Genomic DNA, 22,748 nt, shown 5'->3' on the forward strand with positions numbered 1-22,748 from the left:
ACCGCGCGTCCGAATGGGGAAGGGAGGGGAACATCCGTAAACTGACCCATCGTGTCTGTCACCTCGTCGAACCCCGGCCTCCCAGATGTGGTCGTCGTCGGCTCCGGCTTCTTCGGCTTGACCATCGCCGAGCGCTGCGCCGCCGACCTCGACCTCAAGGTCCTGGTGGTCGAGCGCCGCTCCCACCTGGGCGGCAACGCCTACAGCGAGCCCGAGCCCGAGACCGGGATCGAGGTGCACAAGTACGGCGCGCACCTGTTCCACACGAGCAACGAGCGGGTGTGGGAGTACGTCAACCGGTTCACCTCGTTCACCGGCTACCAGCACCGGGTCTACAGCACCCACCACCAGCAGGTGTACCCGCTGCCGATCAACCTCGGCACCATCAACCAGTTCTTCGACGCCGCCTACACGCCGGCGCAGGCGCGTGAGCTGATCAAGGAGCAGGCCGCCGAGCTGGGCGGCAAGGAGCCGGAGAACTTCGTCGAGAAGGGCGTCTCCCTGATCGGCCGCCCGCTCTACGAGGCGTTCATCGCCCACTACACCGCCAAGCAGTGGCAGACCGCGCCCGAGGAGCTGTCGGCCGACATCATCTCGCGGCTGCCGGTGCGCTACACCTACGACAACCGCTACTTCAACGACAAGTACGAGGGACTGCCCACCGACGGGTACGCCGCCTGGCTGGCCCGGATGGCCGACCACCCGAACATCGAGGTCGTCCTCGACACCGACTTCCTGGACCCCGGCGTCGCCGACCGCTACAAGGGCAAGGTCCCGATCGTCTACACCGGCCCGATCGACGAGTACTTCGCCAACAGCGAGGGCCGCCTGTCGTGGCGCACGGTCGACCTCGTGCCCGAGGTCCTCGACGTCGACGACTTCCAGGGCTGCGCGGTGATGAACTACCCCGACCCCGACGTCGACTTCACCCGGATCCACGAGTTCAAGCACTTCCACCCCGAGCGCAGCTACCCCGCGGGCAAGACGGTCATCGTGCGGGAGTACAGCCGCTTCGCGGACGACACCGACGAGCCGTACTACCCGGTCAACACCGCCGAGGACCGCGAGAAGCTCCTCAAGTACCGGGCTCTCGCCGATCGCGAGGCCGCACAGTTCGGGGTCCTCTTCGGCGGCCGCCTCGGCACCTACCAGTACCTCGACATGCACATGGCGATCGCCTCGGCGCTGTCCATGTACGACAACACGCTCCGCCCGCACTTCGCGGACGGCGCCGACCTGAAGAGCGGTGGCGCGGACGCATGAGCGAGACCTCCACCGTGCAGCGGCTGCTGCAGCGCCAGATCCTGCCGCTCGACACCGACCCCGACGTCCTTCCGCTCTACCTCGACTGCGAGGAGACCAACCTCGACGAGGACAAGTACGTCGTCGGCGGCTCGCGGGCGGCCAAGGAGCTCAACAACGCCTCGATCCGGCAGAAGACCTCCACCGGACGCGCCGTACGCCCCGACCAGGTGCTGTCCCGCACCGCCGTCCTGGTGCCGTCGGGCGAGAAGGTCTCCTTCGGTACCTACTTCAACGCCTTCCCCGCCAGCTACTGGCGTCGGTGGAGCGTCGTCACGGCCGTGACGCTGACCGTGACGGTGCGTGGCCCCGGCGCGACCGTGATCGTCAACAAGTCGATGGCCAACGGCCGCCAGCAGAAGGTCGACAGCGGGGTCACCGAGGCCGAGGGCCCGACCACGCTGAGCTTCGAGCTCACCCTCGGTCCGTTCATCGACGGCGGCTGGTACTGGTACGACGTCGTGGCCGGCCACGGCGACGTGACCGTGGAGTCGGCTGAGTGGCATGCCGCTGTGCCCGCCGACCGCGCCGACCACGGCACCGTCGACCTGGCCATCACCACGATGAACCGCCCGGACTTCTGCGCCAAGCTGCTCGCCCAGCTCGGCACCGCCGAGCTGCTGCCCTACCTCGACACGGTCTTCGTGATGGAGCAGGGCACCCAGCTGGTGCGCGACAGCGAGTTCTTCCCCGGTGCCGAGGCCGGCCTCGACGGCCGGCTGAAGGTGCTCCAGCAGGGCAATCTCGGCGGCTCCGGCGGCTACGCCCGCGGTCAGCTCGAGTCGGTCCGCAAGGGCACCGCGACGTACGCGATGATGATGGACGACGACGTCGTCTGCGAGCCCGAGGGCATCATCCGGGCGGTCACGTTCGGCGACCTCGCCAAGCGGCCCACGATCGTCGGCGGCCACATGTTCAGCCTCTACGCCAAGAGCCGGCTGCACAGTTTCGGCGAGATCGTCCAGCCCTACCGGTTCTGGTGGATGTCGCCCAAGGACGGCTTCCAGGACTGGGACTTCGGCGCCCGCAACCTGCGCTCCGCGCGGTGGCTGCACAAGCGGCAGGACGTCGACTTCAACGGCTGGTTCATGTGCATGATCCCGCGCTCGGTGCTCGACGACATCGGTCTCTCGCTGCCGCTGTTCATCAAGTGGGACGACTCCGAGTACGGCCTGCGCGCCAAGGCGGCCGGAGTGCCGACGGTCACCTTCCCGGGTGCCGCGGTCTGGCACGTCCCGTGGACCGACAAGAACGACGCGCTCGACTGGCAGGCCTACTTCCACCAGCGCAACCGTTTCGTGGCGGCGCTGCTGCACTCCAACTACCCCCGCGGTGGCCGCCTGCTGCCGGAGAGCTTCGCCTTCGACCTGGCCCACCTCGTGTCGATGCAGTACTCCACGGTCGAGCTGCGGATCCAGGCTCTCGAGGACGTCCTCGCCGGGCCGCACGGCCTGCACGGGATGCTCGGCACGCGCCTCGGCGAGGTCAACGCGTTCCGCAAGCAGTTCACCGACGCCCAGCTGCACGCCGACGCCGACGACTTCCCGCCGGTGCGGCGGGAGAAGCCGCCGCGCAAGGGCAAGGACCTCAGCGACGTGCCGGGCCGCCTCTCCAAGGTGATCACCGCCGGACTGGCGCCGATCCGCCAGCTCAAGAAGCCACGCGACCTCTCCCGGGAGTTCCCCGAGGTGGAGATCCGGGCGATGGACGCCAAGTGGTACCGCATCGCGGGCTTCGACTCGGCCGTCGTCTCGATGAACGACGGCACCTCGGCGGCGCTCTACCAGCGTGACCGCGAGCGCTACAAGGCGCTGGTGCGCCGTACCGTCGAGCTCCACAACCGGTTCCGGCGCGACTGGGACGAGATCGCGGGGCAGTACCGGTCCGCGCTCGGCGACATCACCTCGCCCGAGACCTGGGAGAAGACCTTCGCTCCCTGGATCGAAGGCGAGGAACGATGACCGCGACCTCGCCCGACGAGGCGGGCCTGCCGCCGCTGCGGCCGCCGTCGTCCGACAACGGCCTGATCGGCGTGCTGCGCCGGCGCTACCTCCTCAAGCTGCTGGTCACCCGCGAGATCAGCGCCCGCTACCAGGGCTCGTTCCTCGGCCTGATCTGGTCCTACATCAACCCGCTGACGCAGTTCTGCATCTACTACTTCGTGGTCGGGTTCATCTTCAACCTGCACGCCGACATCCCGAACTTCGCGATCCACCTGTTCGCCGGCCTGACGGTGGTGCACTTCTTCACCGAGACCTTCGGGGCGGGGACCCGCTCGATCGTGCGCAACCGGGCGCTGGTGGTGAAGATGGCCATGCCCCGGGAGATGTTCCCCGTCGCGACGATGCTGGTCTCGCTCTACCACGTCGTCCCGCAGATCGTGATCCTGATCATCACGGCGCTGCTGTCGGGCTGGACTCCCGAGCCGGTCGATCTGCTCGCGCTCCTGCTCGGCCTGCTGATCTGTGGTCTGCTCGGCCTGTCCGGCGCCCTGTTCTTCAGCGCGGCCAACGTCTTCTTCCGCGACTTCGGCAATATCGTCAGCGTCTTCAACAACTTCGTGCGCTGGGGCGTCCCGATGATGTACTCGTACGCGATGGTCGACGAGCGCTTCGGCCGGTTCGCCCAGTACTACCTCTACAACCCGCTCGCCGACGCCGTCCTGCTCTTCCAGCGGGCGTTCTGGGTCGGCACGGTGGACCCCGGACACAAGGCCGTGACGGCGATGCCCGACCATCTGCTGCTCAACGGCGCGATCATCGTGGCGATCTCGCTGCTGATCCTGTTCGTCGCCCAGTTCGTCTTCAGCCGGCTCGAGAACAAGATCCCGGAGCGCCTCTGATGGCCACATCGATCGTCGTGGAGAACGCGACGAAGTACTTCACGCTGCGCTACCACCGCACCTTCAAGGAGGTCGCGGTCGCCAAGGCGAAGGGCCGGCCGACCTCCGAGACCTTCAAGGCCGTGGACGACGTCTCGTTCACCGTCGAGCAGGGCGAGTCGATCGGCATCATGGGCCTCAACGGCTCCGGCAAGAGCACGCTGCTCAAGATGATCAACGGCGTGATGAAGCCCGACGAGGGGTCGATCCTCACCCGCGGCCGGATCGCCGGCCTGATCGCCACCGGTGCCGGCTTCCACAACCAGCTCACCGGCCGCGAGAACCTCTACCTCAACGCCGCCATCCTCGGGATGACCGAGTCGGAGATCAAGCGCAAGCTCGACGACATCGTCGAGTTCGCCGAGCTCGGCCACACTCTCGACGGCCCGGTGGGCCACTACTCGTCGGGCCAGAAGGCCCGGCTCGGGTTCGCCATCGCGATCCACGTCGACTCCGACATCTTCCTCGCCGACGAGGTCCTCGCCGTCGGCGACAAGCCGTTCCGGGTCAAGTGCATGAAGAGGATGCGGCAGATCCGCAAGAGCGGCCGCACCCTCTTCTACGTCAGCCACTCGCCGGACTCGGTCATCAAGATGTGCAACCGGGTGCTCGTCCTGGAGAAGGGACGCCTCGGCTTCGACGGCGACCCCACCGAGGCCGTGCACTACCTGCGCTACGACGAGGGCGACGACATCGACGACGAGATCGCCAACGACATCTAGGACTGGCCGAGCGATGTCGCTCCTTCGTCGCGCCACGCTGCCGGCCCGCGGTCGAGTCCGGTAGGTCCCGGCTCCGCCTGGCGGCAAGACGGCCGGCTCGCGGAAAGACTCGGCTTCTCCGCTCTGGTCGCTCGTCCCTCGCTCCCTACGCTCCGGCGCCCTCGCTTCCCGCGATGACCGGCTGGGGTTGGTCAGCAGGCTGACCCGGCGCAGATTGAACTCGGGAGGTCGCTGACCCGGCGCAGTTTGAACTCGGGAAGTCGCTGACCCGGCTCAGATTGAACTGCTTGCGCACGCCGGGTGGGGTCCCGACTTCGGCCGTTTTGCTGCGCGGGGGAGTGGCGGGGCGGGAGGATCGGAGCCACGGCACGCGAAGGAGGGCGCGCGTGGTCACCTCCGTCACACCCGAGATCTCATCGGAGCCGTCGCTCAGCGCGGCCGCGATGACGTCGGGTGCTCCCCGGACGCCGGCGATCGATCCGATGCTGGCCTATGCGGACGCCGCGATCGCGCACGCGCTCGCATCCCTCGACGATGCACCCGGCGAGCTGATCGGCACCGCCGACGAGCTGGAACGAGCCCGCGCGAGGCTGGTCGGCGAACCGTCGGCGTTCGCCACCCTCTGCGCCAACGCCGGCGCGTCCGAGGAGGCCACCGAGCTGCTGGCCCTGGTCGTGGCTGTCGAGGTGGACGCCGCCAGAGCCGCTCAGGTGGCGGTGTTGGACGGATCGGGCCCGGGGGCCCGGCTGAGCCTCGGCGCCGCGGCCCGGCTGCTCGGTGACGTCAGCCGGTGCGCGGCCGCGATCGCCCCCGGCTCGGCGCTGCTGCGGGCTGCGCTGGTCGACCTGAGCCAGGACGGCACCTGGGCCGCGACCCGGATCCGGCTCGCGTCGAGCCTCGTGTGGGCGCTGGCCGGCGACACGGCCCCCGACCCCGACCTGCCGCTGGGCACTCACTGGGCGAGCGGCGACCCCTCCGCCGAGCAGGCACCCGGCCTGGTGCTGGTGACCGGCCCCGACCGGATCCGGCGACGCGAGCTCGGCATGCGGCACTGCCCGGTGACGACCGTGCTGATCAGCTCGACACCGGCGGACGACGTCGGGTGGGCCGCCCTCGTCCGGGAGGCCACGCTCGCCGGCGCTGGCATCGTCCTCGAGCTCGAGGAGGGGTTGCCCGAGGCGGGACGGCGATGGATCGAGCGGGCCACCCATCTGCGCTGGGTCGTCACCGGCCGCGACGAGCTGGTGCTGACCTCGATGCCGGCGCGACACCGGATCGAGCTCACCGCGACCGACGACGTGGTTGACGAGGACGAGTGGCGAGCGGCCCTCGGCGACGTGCCCCACACCCATCGGCTGGGCGCCACCCAGCTCGACCAGGTGCGGCGTACCCTCCCCGCGGTCGACGGCGACGTCGACGCTGCCGTACGCCGTCTCCTCGGCGGACCGCTCGCCCGCCTCGCCCACCGGGTGCGCCCGCGGAAGTCCTGGGACGACCTGGTGCTGAGCGAGGCCAAGAGCGCCCAGCTGCGTGCGGTTGTCGGCCGGTACCGCCACGGCCCCACGGTCTACGACGAGTGGGGCGTCACGACCGCCTCCGGCCGCGGCGTCGTCGCGCTGTTCACCGGGCCCTCGGGCACCGGCAAGACCCTGGCGGCGGAGGTGGTCGCCCACAGCCTCGACCTCGACCTCTACCGGATCGACCTGTCGACGGTGGTCAGCAAGTACATCGGCGAGACCGAGCAGAACCTCGACCGGCTCTTCGACGCGGCCTCGGCCGGCAACGCGGTGCTCTTCTTCGACGAGGCCGACTCGGTCTTCGGCAAGCGCGCCGAGGTCAAGGACGCCCGCGACCGGTACGCGAACCTCGAGGTCTCCTACCTGCTCCAGCGGCTCGAGGAGTACGACGGCGTCGTGGTCCTGGCGACCAACCTGCCGGGCAACATCGACGAGGCCTTCCTGCGCCGGATCCACGAGGTCGTCCACTTCACCGAGCCGAGCGTCGACGAGCGGCGGGCCATCTGGCAGCGCCACCTCGCCGACGGCCGGATGCCGGTGGAGCAGTTCGACGTCGCGGCACTCGCCGCGCGGTTCGACCTCACCGGCGGACAGATCCGCAATATCGTCCTCGCTGCGGCGTTCCGGGCTGTCGACGAGGGGACCGGTGTGTCCTTGACACATGTCAACGCAGCGATCGCCGGCGAGTTCCGCAAGCTCGGCCGGATGGTGAAGACGGAGGACTTCCATGAGTGACCACCACGACCGGACCCATGCCGGTCACGAGCACGACACGCCGGCTCCGGCGACCGAGCAGCCGATGCGGGTGGGCGCGGCCGACGACCACGCCGAGCACCAGGCGGAGTCTCGTGCGCAGGCCGCCCTGGCCCGGCTCGCGTCCCGTGGTGGGACGCTGGCGCTCAGCGGCGTCCGTGCGGGTGGTGACGGCGCGGGTGGTGACGGCGACGGCCGGATCCGTCGCGCCGCGAGCGCGGCGGCGCCGGGCAGGATCGGCCTCGGCGGCGGCGACCTCGACCCCGGTGCCCAGCAGGAGATCCAGTCCCGGCGCGGCGGTGGGGAGCCGCTGCCCGACGAGGTCCGGTCATCGATGGAGTCCGCCTTCGGCCAGTCCTTCGGGGACGTCCGGATCCACCGTGACGCCGTGGCCGCCCGGCTGTCCCGGTCGATCTCCGCCGACGCGTTCACCGCGGGCAAGGACATCTACTTCGGCGCGGGGATGTTCGACGCCGGCTCGGAGCACGGCCGGCACGTGCTGGCCCACGAGCTCGGCCACGTCGTGTCCGGCGAGTCCGGCGTGCACCGGTGGAACCCCTTCAAGCGGAAGGAGAAGTCACCGGAGGAGCAGAAGAAGGCCGAGGACGCGAAGAAGCGCAAGGAGGAGCTGATCAAGGCTCGCGCCGAGCTCAAGGCCAAGGACAAGGCCACGCGGCAGAAGGCCAAGGAGGTCAACGCCAAGAACAAGGAGGTCTCGGCGAAGATCAAGGGCGAGTACGCCGGCGCCACCGACCCGCGGTTCAAGCCGCAGGCGCTCAAGGAGCTCGAGATGAAGCTCAAGGAGCAGCTCGACCTCGAGCGCTATGTCCGGTCCAAGGCGCGCTACGAGGTGATCCAGGGGCAGCCGGAGACCGAGGAGCTCCGGGCTCAGGCCGACCTGGCCGAGGAGCAGGCCGTCGACGAGCTGTGGGCGAAGGCCCCCGAGGACCTGCGGGCGTTCCGGCCGCTGCGCTACGACGAGTTCGACAAGGCGCTCAACGAGGTCCGGGAGGCGATCAACGAGGCGCGGGCCCAGGAGCAGGGCGACATCTCCAAGAAGCTGGAGGAGAACGAGTCCTCGTTCGGCGCCCCGATGTCGACCAAGGACGCCGCCAAGAAGGTCGCCGAGCAGCGCCAGCTCGAGCTTCGCCAGGCCCGCAACGTCCAGAGCAAGGGCGAGACGCCGGAGCAGCGCGGCAAGGACGACGAGCAGCGCGCGCGCCAGAAGGGCATGGCGAAGGTCGCCGAGATCGCCGAGGAGCGCCCCGTCAGCAAGGGCGAGGAGCAGCAGATCAAGAAGGACTCCGCGCGCAAGGGGTTCGAGGAGCGTTACGGGCACGACCAGGACCTGCTCGACGGGAAGGACGGCCTGAAGACGGCGGGCAAGGTCACCGGCATCGTCGGCAAGGGAGACAAGCAGCTCAACAAGCAGCTGATCGGCCAGGGCTACCTCGAGAAGGAGGGCGTGCCGGGTGAGGCCAACGAGCTCGCCGCCAAGAGCGTCGGCGGCCTGGCCGAGATCTTCAACCTGCTCTCCCAGCTGCTCGGTCTGGCTGACCAGATCCGCGACATCAAGAAGGGGATGGCCGATCCCGGCGCCAAGCTGAAGGCCACCCAGACCGCGGTCGGGGCCTTCAGCTCAGGTGCGAAGATCACCCGGATCACGCTGCGGTCGGCGCGCGAGGGCGTGGAGAAGTTCGGCGGGTCCGCCCAGGTGATCAGCGACGTCGGGACGGCTCTCCCGATCGTCGGGCTGATCACCGCGTCCCTGGGCACCATCGACAAGGCCATCGAGCTGGTGCCGCTGGGACAGCGGCTCGGCGAGGGCCTGGTCACCGTCGACCAGGCCGTCATCGAGCGGAAGGGGCCGCTGGCGGCCTCCCTGCAGCGGGTCAACTCCCGCAACGCCCAGCTGGTCGAGAAGGCCACCTTCGGGCTGGCCAAGAACATCACGATGCTCGGTCTCCACGTCGCCGAGATCGCGAGCGCCGGCGGCTTCGGCATCCCCGCCGCCGCGAAGCTCACCCTGACCATCACCGATTACGCCCACCAGCTCGGGCACAAGATCTACGACACCGTCAACGAGAGCCAGTCCTCCACCGCCAAGACCGACTTCGGGGTCAAGCACAAGGAGGGGGCGTCCCGAGACGTCCTGAAGTACGACATCGGCACCTCGATCGACGTGATCATCGTGGCGGCCCAGAAGCACAAGCTCGACTACGCCCGGAAGCTGCTGAAGGGCTACGGCATCCGCGACAACGAGATCGACGGCATGCGGCACTACGAGATCCGGGACAAGGTGCTCGACGGCCTCGACGCCGAGGGCGATCCCAAGACGGTGACCGAGAAGATCGAGGCCGCCAAGACGTCGGTCAAGGAGAAGCTCGGCCTCGACGACGGCCCGGGTGGTGGCAAGAAGGAGGAGAAGGGCACCCTCGACAAGATCAAGGAGCTGCCCAGCAAGGTTGCCGGCGCCATCACCGGCCTGCCCGACAAGATCGGCAAGAAGGTCGCCGAGCTGAAGGCCAAGCATGCGGACGCGAAGCAGCTGGTCGACGAGAAGAACAAGCTCGGCTACCACGGCAAGAAGGACCGCGGCAAGGGATCGGTCCTGTTCAACTTCCTGCGCGGCGAGGACAAGACGGAGAAGTCCTACGCCAAGGTCCGCGGCGAGCAGCATGTCAACGGGATCGCCCCCGACCAGCTGTCCCGCACCAGCTCCGATCACGACAAGCGTGCCAAGCTCGCCGAGCAGAAGCAGGCGGCCAAGCAGGTCGCCCCCGTGCACCAGTTCGACCCGGCCTTCGCCGCCAAGGTCGCGAAGGCGAACATGGCCGAGCTCTACCAGCTCGTCGGTAGCCTGCCGAAGACCGACCCGTTCTACGAGGGCAACCTCGAGTACGTCGACTTCGAGGTGGCGCGCCGCGCCCAGGAGGGCATCGCATGAGCACCGAACCCGTCGAGACCGTGCGCCACGGACCGGTCCAGCGCGCGGCCGCCCGCGTCTACGAGAAGGGCGGTTGGCCGGTCATCGCGCTCGAGGACGGCACCGGCTTCACCGTGGAGGTGGAGGGCACCGACGGTTCCTGGTCGGCCCTCGCGATCACCGATGACGACGTGGACCGGTTCGTCTTCTACTCCCTCTCGCCGGTCGACCCGGCGCCGGAGCGGTGGCCGGCGATGGCCGAGCTCCTGCACCGGATCAACCACGGCCTGGTGTCGGCGGCCTTCGAGTTCGACCACGACACGGGCGAGGCGCGGTTGCGCACCGGCATCGAGCTGATCACCCTGCCCCGGCAGGTCCTCGAGGACGACGATCTGCTCGATGCGATCGTCAACGATCTCTCCGCCGCGAACGTCGAGATCTTCGACCGCTACCTGACCGGTCTGGTCGCGGTGTCCCTGGGCGCCGAGCCCGCGGAGGTCGTCGCGGCGATCGAGGCCGATCCCGACGACGACTGACCGGGAGCCGAGCCGGTCAGGACAGTCGCCACCACACGAGCAGGGCGACCAGCAGCAGCGTCGTCACGCCGAGCAGCACCCACACCCACCACAGGGAGCGCGGCTCCGGTGCCGGTGGGGCCGGCTGAGGTACGACGAGCACCGGCTCCGGCTCCGGCTCGGGCTCCGGTGGCGGCGGGACCACCATCGGCAGGCCGCACCGGGTGCAGGTCTCGGCCGCGATCGGGTTGACCTCGCCGCAGTGCGGGCACGGGACCGCCGCCACGGTGACCTGCCCGGCGGTGCCGGGCAGGCGACGCAGCGTGGCCCCGTCGGTGTCCCGGTCACCGAGCTGGATGTTCTGCGGCGTCCAGAACAGTGGGTAGTCGCAACGGGCGCAGAAGTCCGCCGCGTCGCGCTGGCTCAGCGCGACGCTGGCCTGGGTGCCGCATTCGGGACAGGTCACGGGGGATCCGCTCAACGTCTGCTCTCCGGCCGTCATCGGCCGGCCTCCTTCTCGTCGTCGGCCGAGGACCACAGCAGCCGGCCGGCCACGTGGAGCTCGCTGCGTGCGTGGGCGGGGACCTCGTCGCGTACCACCTCGACCAGCTCCGCCTCGGACATCATGCCGGTCGACTCCAGCCGCAGGCGCACCCAGGCGGTGTCGGTCGGCGCCTCACCGGCCGACCAGATCCCGCCGCCCTCCTCGATGGTGACCGCGGACCCGGTCACCAGCTCGAGATAGGTGCGCAGTCCGTGGCTGGTGCCGCGCCAGGCCAGGGTCTGGGCGGCGCTGGACACGATCCGGCGCTGCAGGCTCTCCGGCAGCGACGCGTCGAGGGCGCCGAGACCGATCCACGAGCCCAGCCAGCGCACCATCTCCGGCGGCGCGACGCTGAGGTCGAGGAGGTGCTCGACGGTGTCGGCATCCTCCAGGAGCGTGGTTCCGACCTGCTGGAAGATCGACACGAAGCGGACGAAGAAGTCCTCGCCGGTCATCGTCACCGGGAGCTGCTGGAGCATCCAGTTAGGGTCGCGGCGGGGCCGGACGCGCCCGTCCGGCACCCGGGTGACGATGGGGGACAGGGTCATCGCACGATCACCTGCGGGGCGGCGGCGAGGAACAGTGAGCGCCGGTCCAGACGGATGACCTCCTTGGCCGCGCCGAGCCGACGACCGGTGCGCAGGTCGTACTCGTAGAGCAGGGTCTCCTCCACCCGGGCGATCCCCTCGACGGACTCGAGCAGCTGGGTCAGGGCGGCGCCGTTGAGATCGCTGTCGAAGGGCCACCCCGTCCCGTCGGTGCCGCCGACGAGCGGGTTCACGAACCGGCTGATCGCCTCCACCGCGCGCTGCTGCACCAGCGCCGGCGGCCGGCCGGGCTCCCCGTGCACGAGGGCGACCACGGAGACGCCCTGGTAGTAGGGCGTCCCGATCTCGACGGCGGTGCCGACGATCCGGTGCCGGTCCAGGTGCCGGGAGACGGTCTCGGTCAGCGTGGGCGTCAGCGCGTAGTCGTCGAGGGTGTGCTGGGTGACCTCCCCGCGGACGCGGGGCACGATCAGCAGCTGGACCGCGCCGTTGCCGCGCTGGGCACTCTGACAGCGCGCGCGGGCCACCTCGATGGAGGACTCCAGGGTGAGCCGCTCGTAATCGTCGGCCGTCACCGCGCGCTGGCCGGTGCGCAGCGTCAGCGGGGCCCGCTCCTTGGCCTCGGCCACCGACTCGGCGTCGACACCGCCGCGGGCCGGGGCCAGGTTCACCACGCCCGAGACATAGGGCACCGAGGAGCGCATGACCGTGAGCGTCCGGACCCCGACGTTCGCGGCGCGACCGCCGCCGGAGCGGTAGCCGGAGAGCCGGATCCACGTGCCGTCGCGCGGGATCGCGCCGTGCTGACGGATGGAGCCGTCCGGGTAGCGGATCCGGGGACCGAACCGCACCGTCCCGGTGCTGTCGTCCCACACCACGTGCCGGTCCTCGGGGCCGGACGACGAGAAGTCGGGCACCTCGGTCCACCGCGCGGACTCGTCGCCGTCGACGACCTCGACGACCTCATCGGCGCGGCGGGGCAGGACGGGGGCGTGTCCGGCCGCGAACGCCTGCCCGGGCGAGCCGTCGCTGCGACCCAGCTGCTCGGCGGGGAAGCGCTCGGCATGCTCGGCGGTCACCGTGCCTCCCATCGCCGCCGCGCTGACGGCACGTACCCGGGGGGACGCGCGATAGGTCGGCTCGCCGGCCGACGGCGCCAGGAGCCGGGCCCGCAGCCAGTACGCCGCGAGGTTGCCCACCGCGTTCGGTGCGTGCTCGACCGGCACCAGGAGCGAGATCGCCCCCGCCCGGTTGAGGCCGCCGGTCGTGTCCTCGAACACCTGGCAGCCGATCCATCCGTCGCCGTTCCAGATCTCCCAGGCGAGCGGCGGCTTGGTCGGGTCGACGCCGATGCCCTCCGCCTCGGCATCGATGTCGAGGCGGAGCACGACGCCCGCGAGACTGTCGCGGAAGCCCAGGCAGAACGTGTCGCCCGGCGACAGGTCGGGGGAGGCGAAGCAGCGCACGCCGGCAGGGTCGAAGCGGACGTCGTCCCAGACGTCGACGACACTCCGCCCGCCGTCGCTGACGGTCATCGCGGCGTCCAGGCGCGGTGGGGCGATGCTCAGGTCCTGCAGGGTGCTGAACACGACCGTGTCCGCCTCGCCGGCGGCGAGGGTCGAGACCTCGGTGGCCGCGGGGACGACGATCGGGACGTCGAGCGCCGTCGAGAGCCAGAAGGTCAGGTCGGTCCGGGCCACCGACGGCGCGAACGGCTCGATCCCGACCAGGTTGAGGAAGTGGGAGTAGAGCCGGTCGGGGACCTGGTTGACCCGGTAGAGGACCATTTCGCTCATCCAGGCGAACAGCTCGATGAGGGCGACCCCGGGGTCGGAGACGTTGTGGTTGGTCCACTCGGGGCAGTAGAGCGGGATCAGGCGCTTGGCCTCGTCGACGATGTCCTGGAAGGTCCGGTCGTCGAGGCTGGGGGTGGGCAGCGGCATGGGTCGGGTCCTCGGCTCACTCGGCGTCGTGCGGGATGACGTAGAACGGGTAGACCAGGTTGCGGCGGTCGTTGGTCGCCCGTACCCGGTAGCTGATGGCGACCCGCACCAGCGAGGGCTGCGCCGGGTCGGGGCTGGCCACGACGTCCTCGACGTCGACCCGCGGCTCCCAGCGGGCCAGCGCGTCGCGGACGTACTGCGCGATCAGGCCGAGCAGGTTGCCGGTGACCGGCTCGAACAGCAGCTCCGAGATCCGGCAGCCGAACTCCGGTCGCATCAACCGCTCGCCGGGTGCGGTCGTCAGCACCAGCGTGATCGCCCGGTCGAGGGATGCCGGGCCGTCCGCGAGGCGGATGGTCCCGGTCTGGTCGACGCCGAGGGGCCAGCTGAATCCCCGCCCGACGAACGAGGAGTCGTCGTCGGTCGAGCGGCCGGTGCCAGGAACGATGCTCATCAGTTGATCAACACCGTCCCGCCCTTGATCGTGGTCATCCCGCCCTCGAACGTGGCGGCGCCCTTGCCCTTGACGGTCGTGCTGGCCCCCTCCACGTTGAGGGTCGCCTGGGTCTTCAGATCGGTCGGACCGCTGGCCTCCATGGACAGACCGGCCTTGGCCTTGATCTTGATGGCGGCACCGTCGATGGTGATGTCGCCGTTGCTGGCGAGGGTGACCGTCGCCTGCCCGTTGGTGAGCTTGAGGTCACCGCCCTGGGCCTCGATGGTCAGGCTGTTGGAGGCCTCGTCGAGCTTGATCGACATCTCCTTCCGGCCGTGCTTGAGGAGGACGGCCTCCTTGCCCTTCTCATCGACCATCTCGAGCGCATGCCCGGAGCGTGAGGTCAGCCGACGGGTGTTGACCTGGCCGTTGCCGAGCAGGCGACCCAGCTCGGGTTGCTTGTTCTTGCCGCCGTAGACGGAGCCGAGGACCACGGGCCGGCGCAGGCTGCCCTCCTCGAAGCCGACCAGGACCTCGTCGTCGACCTCCGGCAGGAAGGTGGCCCCGCGTCCGTTGCCGGCGTCGAAGGTCGACACCCGAGCCCACGCCGACTCCACGTCGTTCCCCAGCAGCGAGGGAAGCTTGACCCGGACTCGGCCGAGCTTCTCGGGGTCGTTGATATTGGTCACGATGCCGACCTGGATCCCCTCGGCCCGAGCCTCCGGTCGGCCCCCGCCGCCCAGGGTGTCGACCAGGCCGCGCGGCCGGTGACTGCCGGTGTGGAAGGTCGTGTGGAAGCCGCGCCGGTCATACACGTGCTCGACCCGGGTCACCAGGTAGGTCCCCGAGGACGGGCCCACGTCGGTGATCTCCAGTGCGACGCCCGGGCGGATCCTCGGGTCGGCAAGAGCCGTGCCGCGGCCGATCAGGGCGTCGGAGTCCATCGAGGTCTGGATCGCCTTGGCGAGGGTCTGTGCCTCGGCCTGGACCTGGGGCGTCCCGGCGTTGGTCCGCAGGCCCTGGGTGCCGATGCCGCTCACCGACCGCGCGGTGAGCTGGGCGAAGTGATGCGGCTCCCCGCCCTCGGTCTGCGCGATGCCCTCGATGGTCTGCTTCGTCTTCGGGTCCCAGCCGTTCACCTGGGTCTTGCGCGGCGTACCCGCCGTGGCCTTGACCGAGAACGTGAGCAGGCGCTGGTCGGGCGTGGCCGTGCCGTCGCTGCGCGGGAAGCTGAGCCGGACGGAGGCCGGCGCGACCGCACTGACCGGGTCGACATGCACCTTGTTGGGCGCCTCGAAGCGCCACATGGCGTTGTGGGCGCGCACGGCCTCGTCGAGGTGGGCCAGCGAGGACCCGATCTTCGCCGTGTAGTCGGGCAGGTGGCCGGACAGCGCAGGCGCCCGGTTCACCAGGGTGAGGCCGACTGAGCGGAGCAGCCGGGTGAGCACGTCGGCGGCCGACATCTTCTCGTAGGTCGCGATGGTGGTGTCGCGCGCCAGTCGCCAGGTCGGCTCCTCGGCGATCACCACCAGCTCGGGCACCTGCCCGGCCGAGTGATCGAGCGCGATGCTCTTCACGGTGCCGTGGAAGAGCACCTGCTGGGCACCGGGCACGGTCACGCGCAGCACCGCGTCGATGCCGAAGACCTCACCGCTCGACAGCTGGTAGCCCACGTCGGCGAAGCGCAGGGTCAGCCGGCCGACCAGGTTGACGGCCGTCTCGACCCGTAGGGAGGTGAGGAGCTCGAGGCGCTGCGCGCTGAGCGGTGCCCCGGCGACCTCGAGGGCCGCGGGGACGGGCATCGTCGAGGTGGCCATCAGCTCTCCCGAGGGATGTCGAGCAGGTCACCGGGGTGCAGCGCGAGGGGGTCCTCGACATTGTTGGCCCGGGCCAGGCGGCGCCACTGGGTCGCGTCGCCGTAGTAGCGCGCGCTGATCCGGTCCAGGGTCTCGCCCGGCTGCACCCGGTGGACGCGACTCGGCTTCGGGGTGCCCGAGGTCGGGTTCTGGGGACCGAGCGCGTCCGAGCTCTCGTACTGCCGCAGCTCCAGCTGGATCTCGGCTCGCAGCGGCACGCCGCCGGAGGAGAAGTAGGTGAAGCTGAGGCGGATGTCCGAGACCACGGCCCGGAACGAGTGCAGGTCGCCCCAGTGGAAGGTCACGGTCGGCGGCCGGGCGTTGTTGCGCTCGACGTCGGTGCCGGGGAGGTTCGGGTCCACCTCCATCAGCTTCAGGATCTTCCCGGTGTGCTTCGTGACCGGGGTGCCGTCGGCCGTCGTGTCGAAGCGCAGGTCCATCCGCATCCACCCGCCGCCCGCACCGGCGTACTGCAGGGTCGGCACGCCCTTGCCCGGCATCGGGTTGGACACCCAGTTGTTGCGGCGACCGACGCTGAGCGTCTCCGGGTTGTAGAGGCAGGGCAGCCGCTCGCCGCTCTCGAGCTCCAGGAACGCCTTCTCCAGCTCGGGCATCAGACCACCCGCCACTCGTGACGGCCGCGGCGCTCGAGCTCGTCGACCACCCGGTCCTCGATCCGCTCGACGACGGCGTCCACGATCCGGTCGAGCGTGGCGCCGGTCGGCTCGGCCTGGTCGACGGCCTCGGTCCACGGGTCGGGTACGCCGTCTCGCCAGGGATCGGGGCGGGAGGCGGCCGACGCGTGGCTGTCGGTGCTGGTCGGATGGAACACGGCAGAACCTCCCGTGGTGCGGTCGGGCTCCCGCCCGGGCGCTGGGCTGAGGGACGGGCTGACGGCGGATCCGGCGCCCGGCGCGGCGAAGAGGCCGGCCGTGCGCTCCAGGAGGGATCCGGCGCCGCCACGGATCCGCTCGATGTCGGCAGCGGTGAGGACGGCCGGGACGCCGGGCGCACCGAGCGGCGCCGGGAGTGCCGGGGACCCGGGCGGGCCGGGCGGCGCTGCGGAGGCGTCGCGGGTCACCGGGCCGGTCCGCGGCGGGGCGACCGGGAGCGTGCGCAGGAGAGCGGTCGATGCGGCACCGGTCGCGCCGGGATCCGGAGGCAGGACGCCGGCGGCCGCCGCCCACGGCAGCGGGGGACCTGCCGGGGCGGGTCCGGGCTGGAGGGGCGGGCTGGTCGCCGGGCCGGGCTGGGTGGACCCGACGGTCGCGGGACCTGCGGGCGCGGGACCGGGCTGTGCGAGGCCACCGACCCCGGGGGCCGGTGTCATCGCGGGGAAGGCCGGCCCGCGCCTGCCGATCACCGGACGTCCCGGAGCCGTGAGCGCCGGGGCCGCCCCGCCGGTGCCCGTCTCGGCGCGCGGCGGGTCGCCCGGGGCGGGCGCCCAGGCTCCGCCGAAGGCGGGTGCCGGCGCAGGCGCCGCGTCCGGTCCGGCGGTGGGTGGGCTCGGGGCGAGCGGTGCTGCCGGAACTGCCGGTGCTGCCGGAACTGCCGGTGCTGCCGGTGCTGCCGGAGCGACGGGGTCAGCCGGTGCGACAGGTGCGGCCGAAGCGTCGGGGACGGCGGCGGGTGCGCTCGGCCCGTCGGGCGCGGCACCCGCGGCCGGGCGAGGGGCGGGTGAGCGCTGGCCGATGAGTGGAGCGCCCGGCGCCGCCGTACCGCTGCTCGCCGCCGCCGTGACCCAGGGCGCCGCCGCGAAGCCGGCCGGCTGTGCCGTCGGCGCACCCGCAGGGGCCGGGGGGGCCGCGGCGCTGCCTACGGCGGGCGGCGCCGTGGCGCGCAGGGATCCGGCCGTCGCCGGCCGGATCGGGGCATCGGCGCCGAAGCCGGTCGCCAGCGCGGTGTTGCGCCGGCCGTGCCGGGTCCAGCGGCGGACCACGAGCTGGTCCGGCATCGCGAGGGTGGATGCGGCGGGAGGGGCGCCCGGCCGCGTGCCTCGGCGGGCGTACCGGCGCACGGTCGGGGTAGCCGGGGCGCCCGAGGAGGTGTCCGGCCCGGGCTGCGCCGTGGTGGTGACGGTCGGTGTCGCCGATGGTCCCGGGGTGCTCGACGAGGTCTCGGCGGACGACGACGCGCCCGAGGTCCCGGTGATCGGGGAGGTGCCGGTGGTCGAGGAGGTGGTCGGCGTGCCGGGGGCGGACGGCGCGGGGGGTGCCGGAGCGGTCGTGCGGACCGGGGCCGTCGGCGCGGGGGGTGCCGGAGCGATCGTGCGGACCGGGACGACGGGTGCCGGGGAGAGGTCCGGAGCCGGGGGCGCCGGCGCGGGCGTCGCTGGCGAGGTGGTCGGCGGGGCGGTCCTCGGGGTCGGCGCGGGGGCGTCGTCGGACGAGGCGCCGACGTCCCTCCGTGACCCGGGCAGCAGGGGACCGGGCAGGGCCGGTGCGCGATCGAGCAGCCCCACCGAGGCCGCGCGGATCGGGGTCGCCGGTGTCAGCGCCGTCCGCGTCGATGCCGCGACGCTGCCGAGCTGGCGTGTCGGGTCGGCTCGGGTGCGCAGGGGCCGGGCGCCCGGACTCGGGACGCCCGGAGTCCGGGCACCCAGACTCCGGGTGAATCGCGTCGGTGCGGCCGCCAGGCTCCAGGGAGCTCGCGGACCGGGCGCTGCGACCGATGTGGCGCCGGCCGGCTCGGTGGCGGGTGAGCCGGGAGCGCCGGTGCCGGCGGGTGCCGCTACGGCGGATGTCGGCGCTGCCGGTGGGGCCGCCGCGGATGTCGGCGCCGCGACCGGCGTCGCCGCGGTCGGGCCATCCCCGGCCGGGCGGGCCGTGGTGGACGACCCAGGACGGGTGGGGGACCGGCGGACGGTCGTGGCGGGCGGCTCCTCGACCGGGCGTCGCCGCACGGCGGTCAGCTTCTGGCGGTCGGTCTGGGTGAGCATCGGTCCCGAGGCGGTCACCTCGGAGTGTCGGCGTACCCGGGCCTCGACCGAGGTGAGGTTCGAGAGCATGCCGCCGGGGGTGTAGCTCTGCTCGTCCTCGACCACCCGCGCCGCACGGGGCAGTCCGCGTCCGGGCAGCGTGCCGGCGCCGACCGGCTGCGTGTCGCGCAGCCAGGGCGCGGGCCCACCCGTCACACCGGTGCCGGCGGGTGCCGGGCCGTCTGCGGATGACGCGCCGCCTGCGGGGCGGCCGGCCGAGCCGTCGACGTCATCGTGCGGCATCGGCGTCCACCAGCGCGGCGGGCGCATGTCACCGGCCGACAGGCCGGGGCCGCGCAGGGCGACCCGGACGTCGGCCGGCCGGGAGACGCCGTTGGCGAAGCGACCGACCGAGCGGGCCAGGATGCCGACCTGGCGCTGGTTCGGCCGCGCTCCGCCGCCGGGCAGCCGAAGCCGGCCGGCGGCGGCCCGCCCGAGGCGGGTCGCGTCGGCGGCCGGAGCGGCGTCGTCGCTCACGTCACGGTCCTGGCCCGGAAGCCGTGGTGGGCGACCTCGAGCTCCTCCTCGAGCGGCGTCGGGCTGCCGATCGAGAAGTCCGGGCCGCGCCACCGCACGGGGAAGACGTCGAGGAACTCCCACGAGCGCAGCCGGGCACCGGTGGTGTCGATAGCGGTGACGGCGCCGGTCGACCGGGTCAGCTTGCTGCCCGCGGCTGCGAAGCCCTCGCCCGAGCTGCGCTCCAACCACTCGAACAGCGCGTTGCTGTCGGTCAGTCCCCGCTTGAAGTGCAGGTTCGGCCAGGACATGCGCCCCGGCATCCGGTGCGCGTAGGCGTTCTGGCCGCCCTCGGCGAACTCGTGCACCGCGACGGTGACCTGGAGGCCGTGGACCTCCCGGAAAACGCCGATCTCAGTGCCGTCGAGCTCGAAGATGAACCGGTTCGCCGCGGGGAGGTCGCCCCCCAGCGGGGTGACACTGCTACTGCCCATGCTCGCGCACCGCCTCCCAGGCTCGTTCGTTCAGGGCCACGACCGCCCGCACCATCCGGACCCGGTCCATGTGCTCGAGGTCCAGCAGGTCGCCCATCGACCAGTGCAGGTGGTACGCCAGGTAGGCGATCTCCTGCCACAGGGCGTCGGTCGGATAGCGCAACATGCCGAGGCCTCAACCGTTCTTCCGGGGAAGCTCCTCGACGGCGTGCCGCAGGGTGGGACGGGACTCGGCGACGACCTCTCCCGTGACCGCGCCGGACTGCTCGACGACGGCCGGGGCGGGTGTCGTCTCCGGAGCGGGTGCCCGCTCCGGAGACGGTTGGTCGACTACCAGCTGGGTGCCCAGCTGAGCCTGCACGAGCGCGTCGAACTCGGCCTGGTTGCCGAAGTTGATCACGCCGTAGAAGTCCTGCAGGTAGGCCAGGTCCACCGCGAACAGGCCCTCGATCTCGTGCATCGTCACCTGGGGCAGGCTGCCGAGCTTGCTGATCACCCGGGCGAGCACCAGGACGGTCAGGCGCGGGTCGTCCGGGCCGGTGACCCGGGGGTCACGCAGCGGCTCGAGCTCGTCGCGCGCCGTCGCCAGCCGCATCGTGCCGGTCCGGTGCACCTGCCCGTCGTCGTCCACGTACCCCCGAGGGAGCGTGAACTCGTAGGTCGTCCGCAGTGCGCTCACTTGACGCGCGACAGGCTCTCGACGGTCAGCGTGATGGTCTCCTTGACCGGATCGTTGGACTCGACGCTGAGCTGGTCGGTCGCGATCTTGCTCGGCCACCCGTTGGTGAAGTTGAACCGGGCGATCTCGGCACTGGTCGAGTCGTACATCACGATCGAGCCGTTCTTGCGCTGGTTGCTCCGGTCGCTGAGCAGGATGCCCTTGTCCCGGATGTCGTTGAACCAACCCCACATCTTGTCCTGGGTCGAGTCCGGCGGGGCCATCCGGACGAGGCTGATGTCGGGCGCCTTGTTGCTGGAGCCCAGGGTCTTGATCGTCTGGGTCTTCCCGTTCGCACCGGCCTGCTGGATGGACACGACGTCCACCTCGACGTCGAGGCCCGAGACGCTGGACAGGATGGATACGACGGAGCCGTCGATCTCCAGGAAGAAGTTCTGGGAGACGATCGGGTCGTTGTTGATGAGTGCATCGTTGGGCATGTCAGCTCCTTGGTTCTCTGCGCTGGCGGGTTAGCTGATGGGTGAGGTGGAGACGGCCGTGCTCAGGACGCCGACTGCTTCTTCTGGCTGATCCGGAACACCACGAACTCCGCGGGCTTCACCGGGGCGATGCCGACCTCGACCACCAGCAGGCCGGCGTCGATCGACTCCGGCGGGTTGGTCTCGGCGTCGCACTTGACGTAGAACGCCTCGTCGGCGTTGGCGCCGAACAGCGCACCGGCCGACCACAGGCCGCGCAGGTAGGAGTTGAGGGTGCGCTTGACGCCCTCCCACAAGGTGATGTCGTTGGGCTCGAACACGGCCCACTGGGTGCCGGTCAGGATCGCGGTCTCGACCATGTTGAACAGCCGGCGGACGTTGATGTACTGCCAGTCGGTGTCGGAGGCCAGGGTGCGGGCTCCCCAGATCCGGATGCCGCGGGTGCCGAACGGGCGGATGCAGTTGACGCCGATCGGGTTGAGCAGCGACTGCTCGTTCTGGGTGACATTGCGCTCGATGTCGAGCACACCGCGCATGGTGTCGTTGGCCGGGGCCTTCCACACGCCGCGGGTCTCGTCGGTGCGTGCCCACACGCCGGCGATGTGCCCGGACGGCGGGATCAGCATCTCCCGGTCGCCGTTGACGCCGATCGGGTTGTCGACCTTGATCCAGGGGTAGTACAGCGCGGCGTAGGCCGAGTCGTACATGGCGACGTCGCTGCGCCACTCCTTGATCTGCTGGGGGCTCATGCCCGGAGGCGCGTCCAGCACCGCCATCCGGTTGCCGTGCTGCTCACAGTGGGAGATCAGCGCGGTCTGCACGGACTTCCACAGCGAGAGGTCGATCGTGCCGTCCTCCTGCGTGGCCGCGGTGACCAGGTCGGGCACCAGCACCATGGTGACGTCCTCGGCGACGGCCAGGCCGTTGATGCCGGCTCGCGCCGACTCCGAGCCGGCGAACTTGCGGCCGCTGACGGGCACCGGCACCGGTGCGGCCTTGACCAGGTCGTAGACGCCGGGACGGATCAGCTCGAGCTGGCCGGAGAGGTCGACGTCCTTCTCGACCAGCAGGTCGACCTTGACCTTGGTCGAGGTCCCGTTGACCGCGGTCGCGACGCCCCCCGCGCCGCCGGAGAGGTCCAGACCGGGGAAGGACTCGACGGGCTCGCCGCCCTCGAGGATCGTCATCGTGAACGTGGCGGCCGCGTCGTCCTCGGCCCCGGAGTCGTCGGTGCTGATCTGGACGGTGATGTCCGCGTCCGGCTCCAGGCTCTCGACGGCGACGGGCAGGCCGAGCGCCCGGTCGCTGGCGGGCAGCTCGATGCGGGAGGGCTCGCCGGCCGGCTCGGAGTTCGGAACCCGGCAGATGTAGGCGATGCTGCCGCCGTTGGCGAAGTAGCCGTACACCGAGAGCGGCAGCATGCAGCCCGGGGCGAACCCGCCGTACAGCGTCTCGAACTGGTTCCAGCTGGTGACCAGGCGCGGGGCCAGGCCCTGGGGGTCGTTCGGGTCGTCGAGCGGTGCCCGCTCGGTGAACCCGACGAACGCGGCGACGGCGGTCGGTGCCGAGGAGAGCACCTTCTGCGAGGAGACGACTTCTTCGACGTACACGCCGGGGGCGGTGTAGGTGGGCATGGCAACGGACTCGCTCTCGGGACGGGGGTGCTGGGGGGTGCTGGGGGGCCGAAAGAGCCGACCGGATCAATCGTGCTCCATGCGAA

General features: G+C 71.1%; 19 protein-coding genes. 7 read left to right on the forward strand and 12 right to left on the reverse strand.

Annotation, left to right across the window (positions count from 1 at the left end):
- Positions 1–51 precede the first annotated feature (51 nt).
- From glf to RB608_RS01010, 7 genes are all read left to right on the forward strand, one after another.
- On the forward strand, positions 52–1,263 hold the full coding sequence (gene glf, locus RB608_RS00980) for a UDP-galactopyranose mutase (RefSeq protein ID WP_308085907.1): 1,212 nt from the start codon (positions 52–54) through the stop codon (positions 1,261–1,263).
- The gene (locus RB608_RS00985) at positions 1,260–3,263 is read left to right on the forward strand and encodes a glycosyltransferase (protein WP_308085908.1); all 2,004 of its coding nucleotides are present in this window, start codon (positions 1,260–1,262) and stop codon (positions 3,261–3,263) included. The genes glf and RB608_RS00985 overlap by 4 nt, the downstream gene beginning before the upstream one ends.
- Positions 3,260–4,144: an ABC transporter permease gene (locus tag RB608_RS00990; protein ID WP_308085909.1), complete on the forward strand. Its 885-nt coding sequence runs from the start codon at positions 3,260–3,262 to the stop codon at positions 4,142–4,144. The genes RB608_RS00985 and RB608_RS00990 overlap by 4 nt, the downstream gene beginning before the upstream one ends.
- Entirely contained in the window at positions 4,144–4,905 is a 762-nt protein-coding gene (locus RB608_RS00995; RefSeq protein WP_308085910.1) for an ABC transporter ATP-binding protein, read from the forward strand. The genes RB608_RS00990 and RB608_RS00995 overlap by 1 nt, the downstream gene beginning before the upstream one ends.
- A 386-nt stretch (positions 4,906–5,291) precedes the next feature.
- Positions 5,292–7,157, forward strand: a complete 1,866-nt coding sequence (locus RB608_RS01000) for an ATP-binding protein (protein ID WP_308085911.1) — start codon at positions 5,292–5,294, stop codon at positions 7,155–7,157.
- Positions 7,150–10,122 (forward strand): DUF4157 domain-containing protein, encoded by a 2,973-nt coding sequence (locus tag RB608_RS01005; protein ID WP_308085912.1) that lies wholly within the window; start codon positions 7,150–7,152, stop codon positions 10,120–10,122. The genes RB608_RS01000 and RB608_RS01005 overlap by 8 nt, the downstream gene beginning before the upstream one ends.
- The gene (locus tag RB608_RS01010; RefSeq protein ID WP_308085913.1) at positions 10,119–10,637 is read left to right on the forward strand and encodes a YbjN domain-containing protein; all 519 of its coding nucleotides are present in this window, start codon (positions 10,119–10,121) and stop codon (positions 10,635–10,637) included. Before RB608_RS01005 ends, RB608_RS01010 begins: the two co-directional genes overlap by 4 nt.
- Before the next feature lie 16 nt (positions 10,638–10,653).
- Here RB608_RS01010 and RB608_RS01015 read toward each other — a convergent pair whose 3' ends face one another.
- The 12 genes from RB608_RS01015 to RB608_RS01070 form a co-directional block, all read right to left on the reverse strand.
- The gene (locus RB608_RS01015) at positions 10,654–11,082 is read right to left on the reverse strand and encodes a hypothetical protein (protein ID WP_308085914.1); all 429 of its coding nucleotides are present in this window, start codon (positions 11,080–11,082) and stop codon (positions 10,654–10,656) included.
- 32 nt (positions 11,083–11,114) lie between these two features.
- A complete protein-coding gene (locus RB608_RS01020) occupies positions 11,115–11,708 on the reverse strand; it encodes a phage tail protein (protein ID WP_308085915.1) in 594 nt (197 codons plus the stop codon).
- Positions 11,705–13,651: a putative baseplate assembly protein gene (locus RB608_RS01025; protein ID WP_308085916.1), complete on the reverse strand. Its 1,947-nt coding sequence runs from the start codon at positions 13,649–13,651 to the stop codon at positions 11,705–11,707. Before RB608_RS01025 ends, RB608_RS01020 begins: the two co-directional genes overlap by 4 nt.
- A 16-nt stretch (positions 13,652–13,667) precedes the next feature.
- Complete coding sequence (locus tag RB608_RS01030; RefSeq protein ID WP_308085917.1) at positions 13,668–14,105, reverse strand: GPW/gp25 family protein; 438 nt, start codon at positions 14,103–14,105, stop codon at positions 13,668–13,670.
- Complete coding sequence (locus RB608_RS01035) at positions 14,105–15,904, reverse strand: phage baseplate assembly protein V (protein ID WP_308085918.1); 1,800 nt, start codon at positions 15,902–15,904, stop codon at positions 14,105–14,107. The genes RB608_RS01030 and RB608_RS01035 overlap by 1 nt, the downstream gene beginning before the upstream one ends.
- Positions 15,904–16,557: a LysM peptidoglycan-binding domain-containing protein gene (locus tag RB608_RS01040; RefSeq protein WP_308085919.1), complete on the reverse strand. Its 654-nt coding sequence runs from the start codon at positions 16,555–16,557 to the stop codon at positions 15,904–15,906. The genes RB608_RS01035 and RB608_RS01040 overlap by 1 nt, the downstream gene beginning before the upstream one ends.
- Positions 16,557–19,397, reverse strand: coding sequence for a hypothetical protein (locus RB608_RS01045; protein WP_308085920.1), 2,841 nt, complete (start codon positions 19,395–19,397; stop codon positions 16,557–16,559). Before RB608_RS01045 ends, RB608_RS01040 begins: the two co-directional genes overlap by 1 nt.
- Positions 19,394–19,870 (reverse strand): phage tail protein, encoded by a 477-nt coding sequence (locus tag RB608_RS01050; RefSeq protein WP_308085921.1) that lies wholly within the window; start codon positions 19,868–19,870, stop codon positions 19,394–19,396. Before RB608_RS01050 ends, RB608_RS01045 begins: the two co-directional genes overlap by 4 nt.
- On the reverse strand, positions 19,860–20,036 hold the full coding sequence (locus tag RB608_RS01055) for a DUF6760 family protein (protein WP_282403700.1): 177 nt from the start codon (positions 20,034–20,036) through the stop codon (positions 19,860–19,862). Before RB608_RS01055 ends, RB608_RS01050 begins: the two co-directional genes overlap by 11 nt.
- 9 nt (positions 20,037–20,045) lie before the next feature.
- A complete protein-coding gene (locus tag RB608_RS01060) occupies positions 20,046–20,549 on the reverse strand; it encodes a hypothetical protein (protein WP_308085922.1) in 504 nt (167 codons plus the stop codon).
- Positions 20,546–21,028: a phage tail protein gene (locus RB608_RS01065; protein ID WP_308085923.1), complete on the reverse strand. Its 483-nt coding sequence runs from the start codon at positions 21,026–21,028 to the stop codon at positions 20,546–20,548. The genes RB608_RS01060 and RB608_RS01065 overlap by 4 nt, the downstream gene beginning before the upstream one ends.
- Before the next feature lie 62 nt (positions 21,029–21,090).
- A complete protein-coding gene (locus RB608_RS01070; RefSeq protein WP_308085924.1) occupies positions 21,091–22,662 on the reverse strand; it encodes a phage tail sheath subtilisin-like domain-containing protein in 1,572 nt (523 codons plus the stop codon).
- Positions 22,663–22,748 lie beyond the last annotated feature (86 nt).

Source organism: Nocardioides sp. LHD-245 (assembly GCF_030929495.1).
Taxonomy (GTDB): domain Bacteria; phylum Actinomycetota; class Actinomycetes; order Propionibacteriales; family Nocardioidaceae; genus Nocardioides.

Coding starts and splice junctions, on each gene's coding strand:
- RB608_RS00985 (WP_308085908.1), top strand. CDS start 1,260: ATGAGCGAGACCTCCACCGTGCAGCGGCTGCTGCAGCGCCAGATCCTG.
- RB608_RS01065 (WP_308085923.1), bottom strand. CDS start 21,028: ATGCCCAACGATGCACTCATCAACAACGACCCGATCGTCTCCCAGAAC.
- RB608_RS00990 (WP_308085909.1), top strand. CDS start 3,260: ATGACCGCGACCTCGCCCGACGAGGCGGGCCTGCCGCCGCTGCGGCCG.
- RB608_RS01055 (WP_282403700.1), bottom strand. CDS start 20,036: ATGTTGCGCTATCCGACCGACGCCCTGTGGCAGGAGATCGCCTACCTG.
- RB608_RS01020 (WP_308085915.1), bottom strand. CDS start 11,708: ATGACCCTGTCCCCCATCGTCACCCGGGTGCCGGACGGGCGCGTCCGG.
- RB608_RS00995 (WP_308085910.1), top strand. CDS start 4,144: ATGGCCACATCGATCGTCGTGGAGAACGCGACGAAGTACTTCACGCTG.
- RB608_RS01030 (WP_308085917.1), bottom strand. CDS start 14,105: ATGAGCATCGTTCCTGGCACCGGCCGCTCGACCGACGACGACTCCTCG.
- RB608_RS01035 (WP_308085918.1), bottom strand. CDS start 15,904: ATGGCCACCTCGACGATGCCCGTCCCCGCGGCCCTCGAGGTCGCCGGG.
- RB608_RS01010 (WP_308085913.1), top strand. CDS start 10,119: ATGAGCACCGAACCCGTCGAGACCGTGCGCCACGGACCGGTCCAGCGC.
- RB608_RS01040 (WP_308085919.1), bottom strand. CDS start 16,557: ATGCCCGAGCTGGAGAAGGCGTTCCTGGAGCTCGAGAGCGGCGAGCGG.
- RB608_RS01070 (WP_308085924.1), bottom strand. CDS start 22,662: ATGCCCACCTACACCGCCCCCGGCGTGTACGTCGAAGAAGTCGTCTCC.
- RB608_RS01005 (WP_308085912.1), top strand. CDS start 7,150: ATGAGTGACCACCACGACCGGACCCATGCCGGTCACGAGCACGACACG.
- RB608_RS01050 (WP_308085921.1), bottom strand. CDS start 19,870: ATGGGCAGTAGCAGTGTCACCCCGCTGGGGGGCGACCTCCCCGCGGCG.
- RB608_RS01025 (WP_308085916.1), bottom strand. CDS start 13,651: ATGCCGCTGCCCACCCCCAGCCTCGACGACCGGACCTTCCAGGACATC.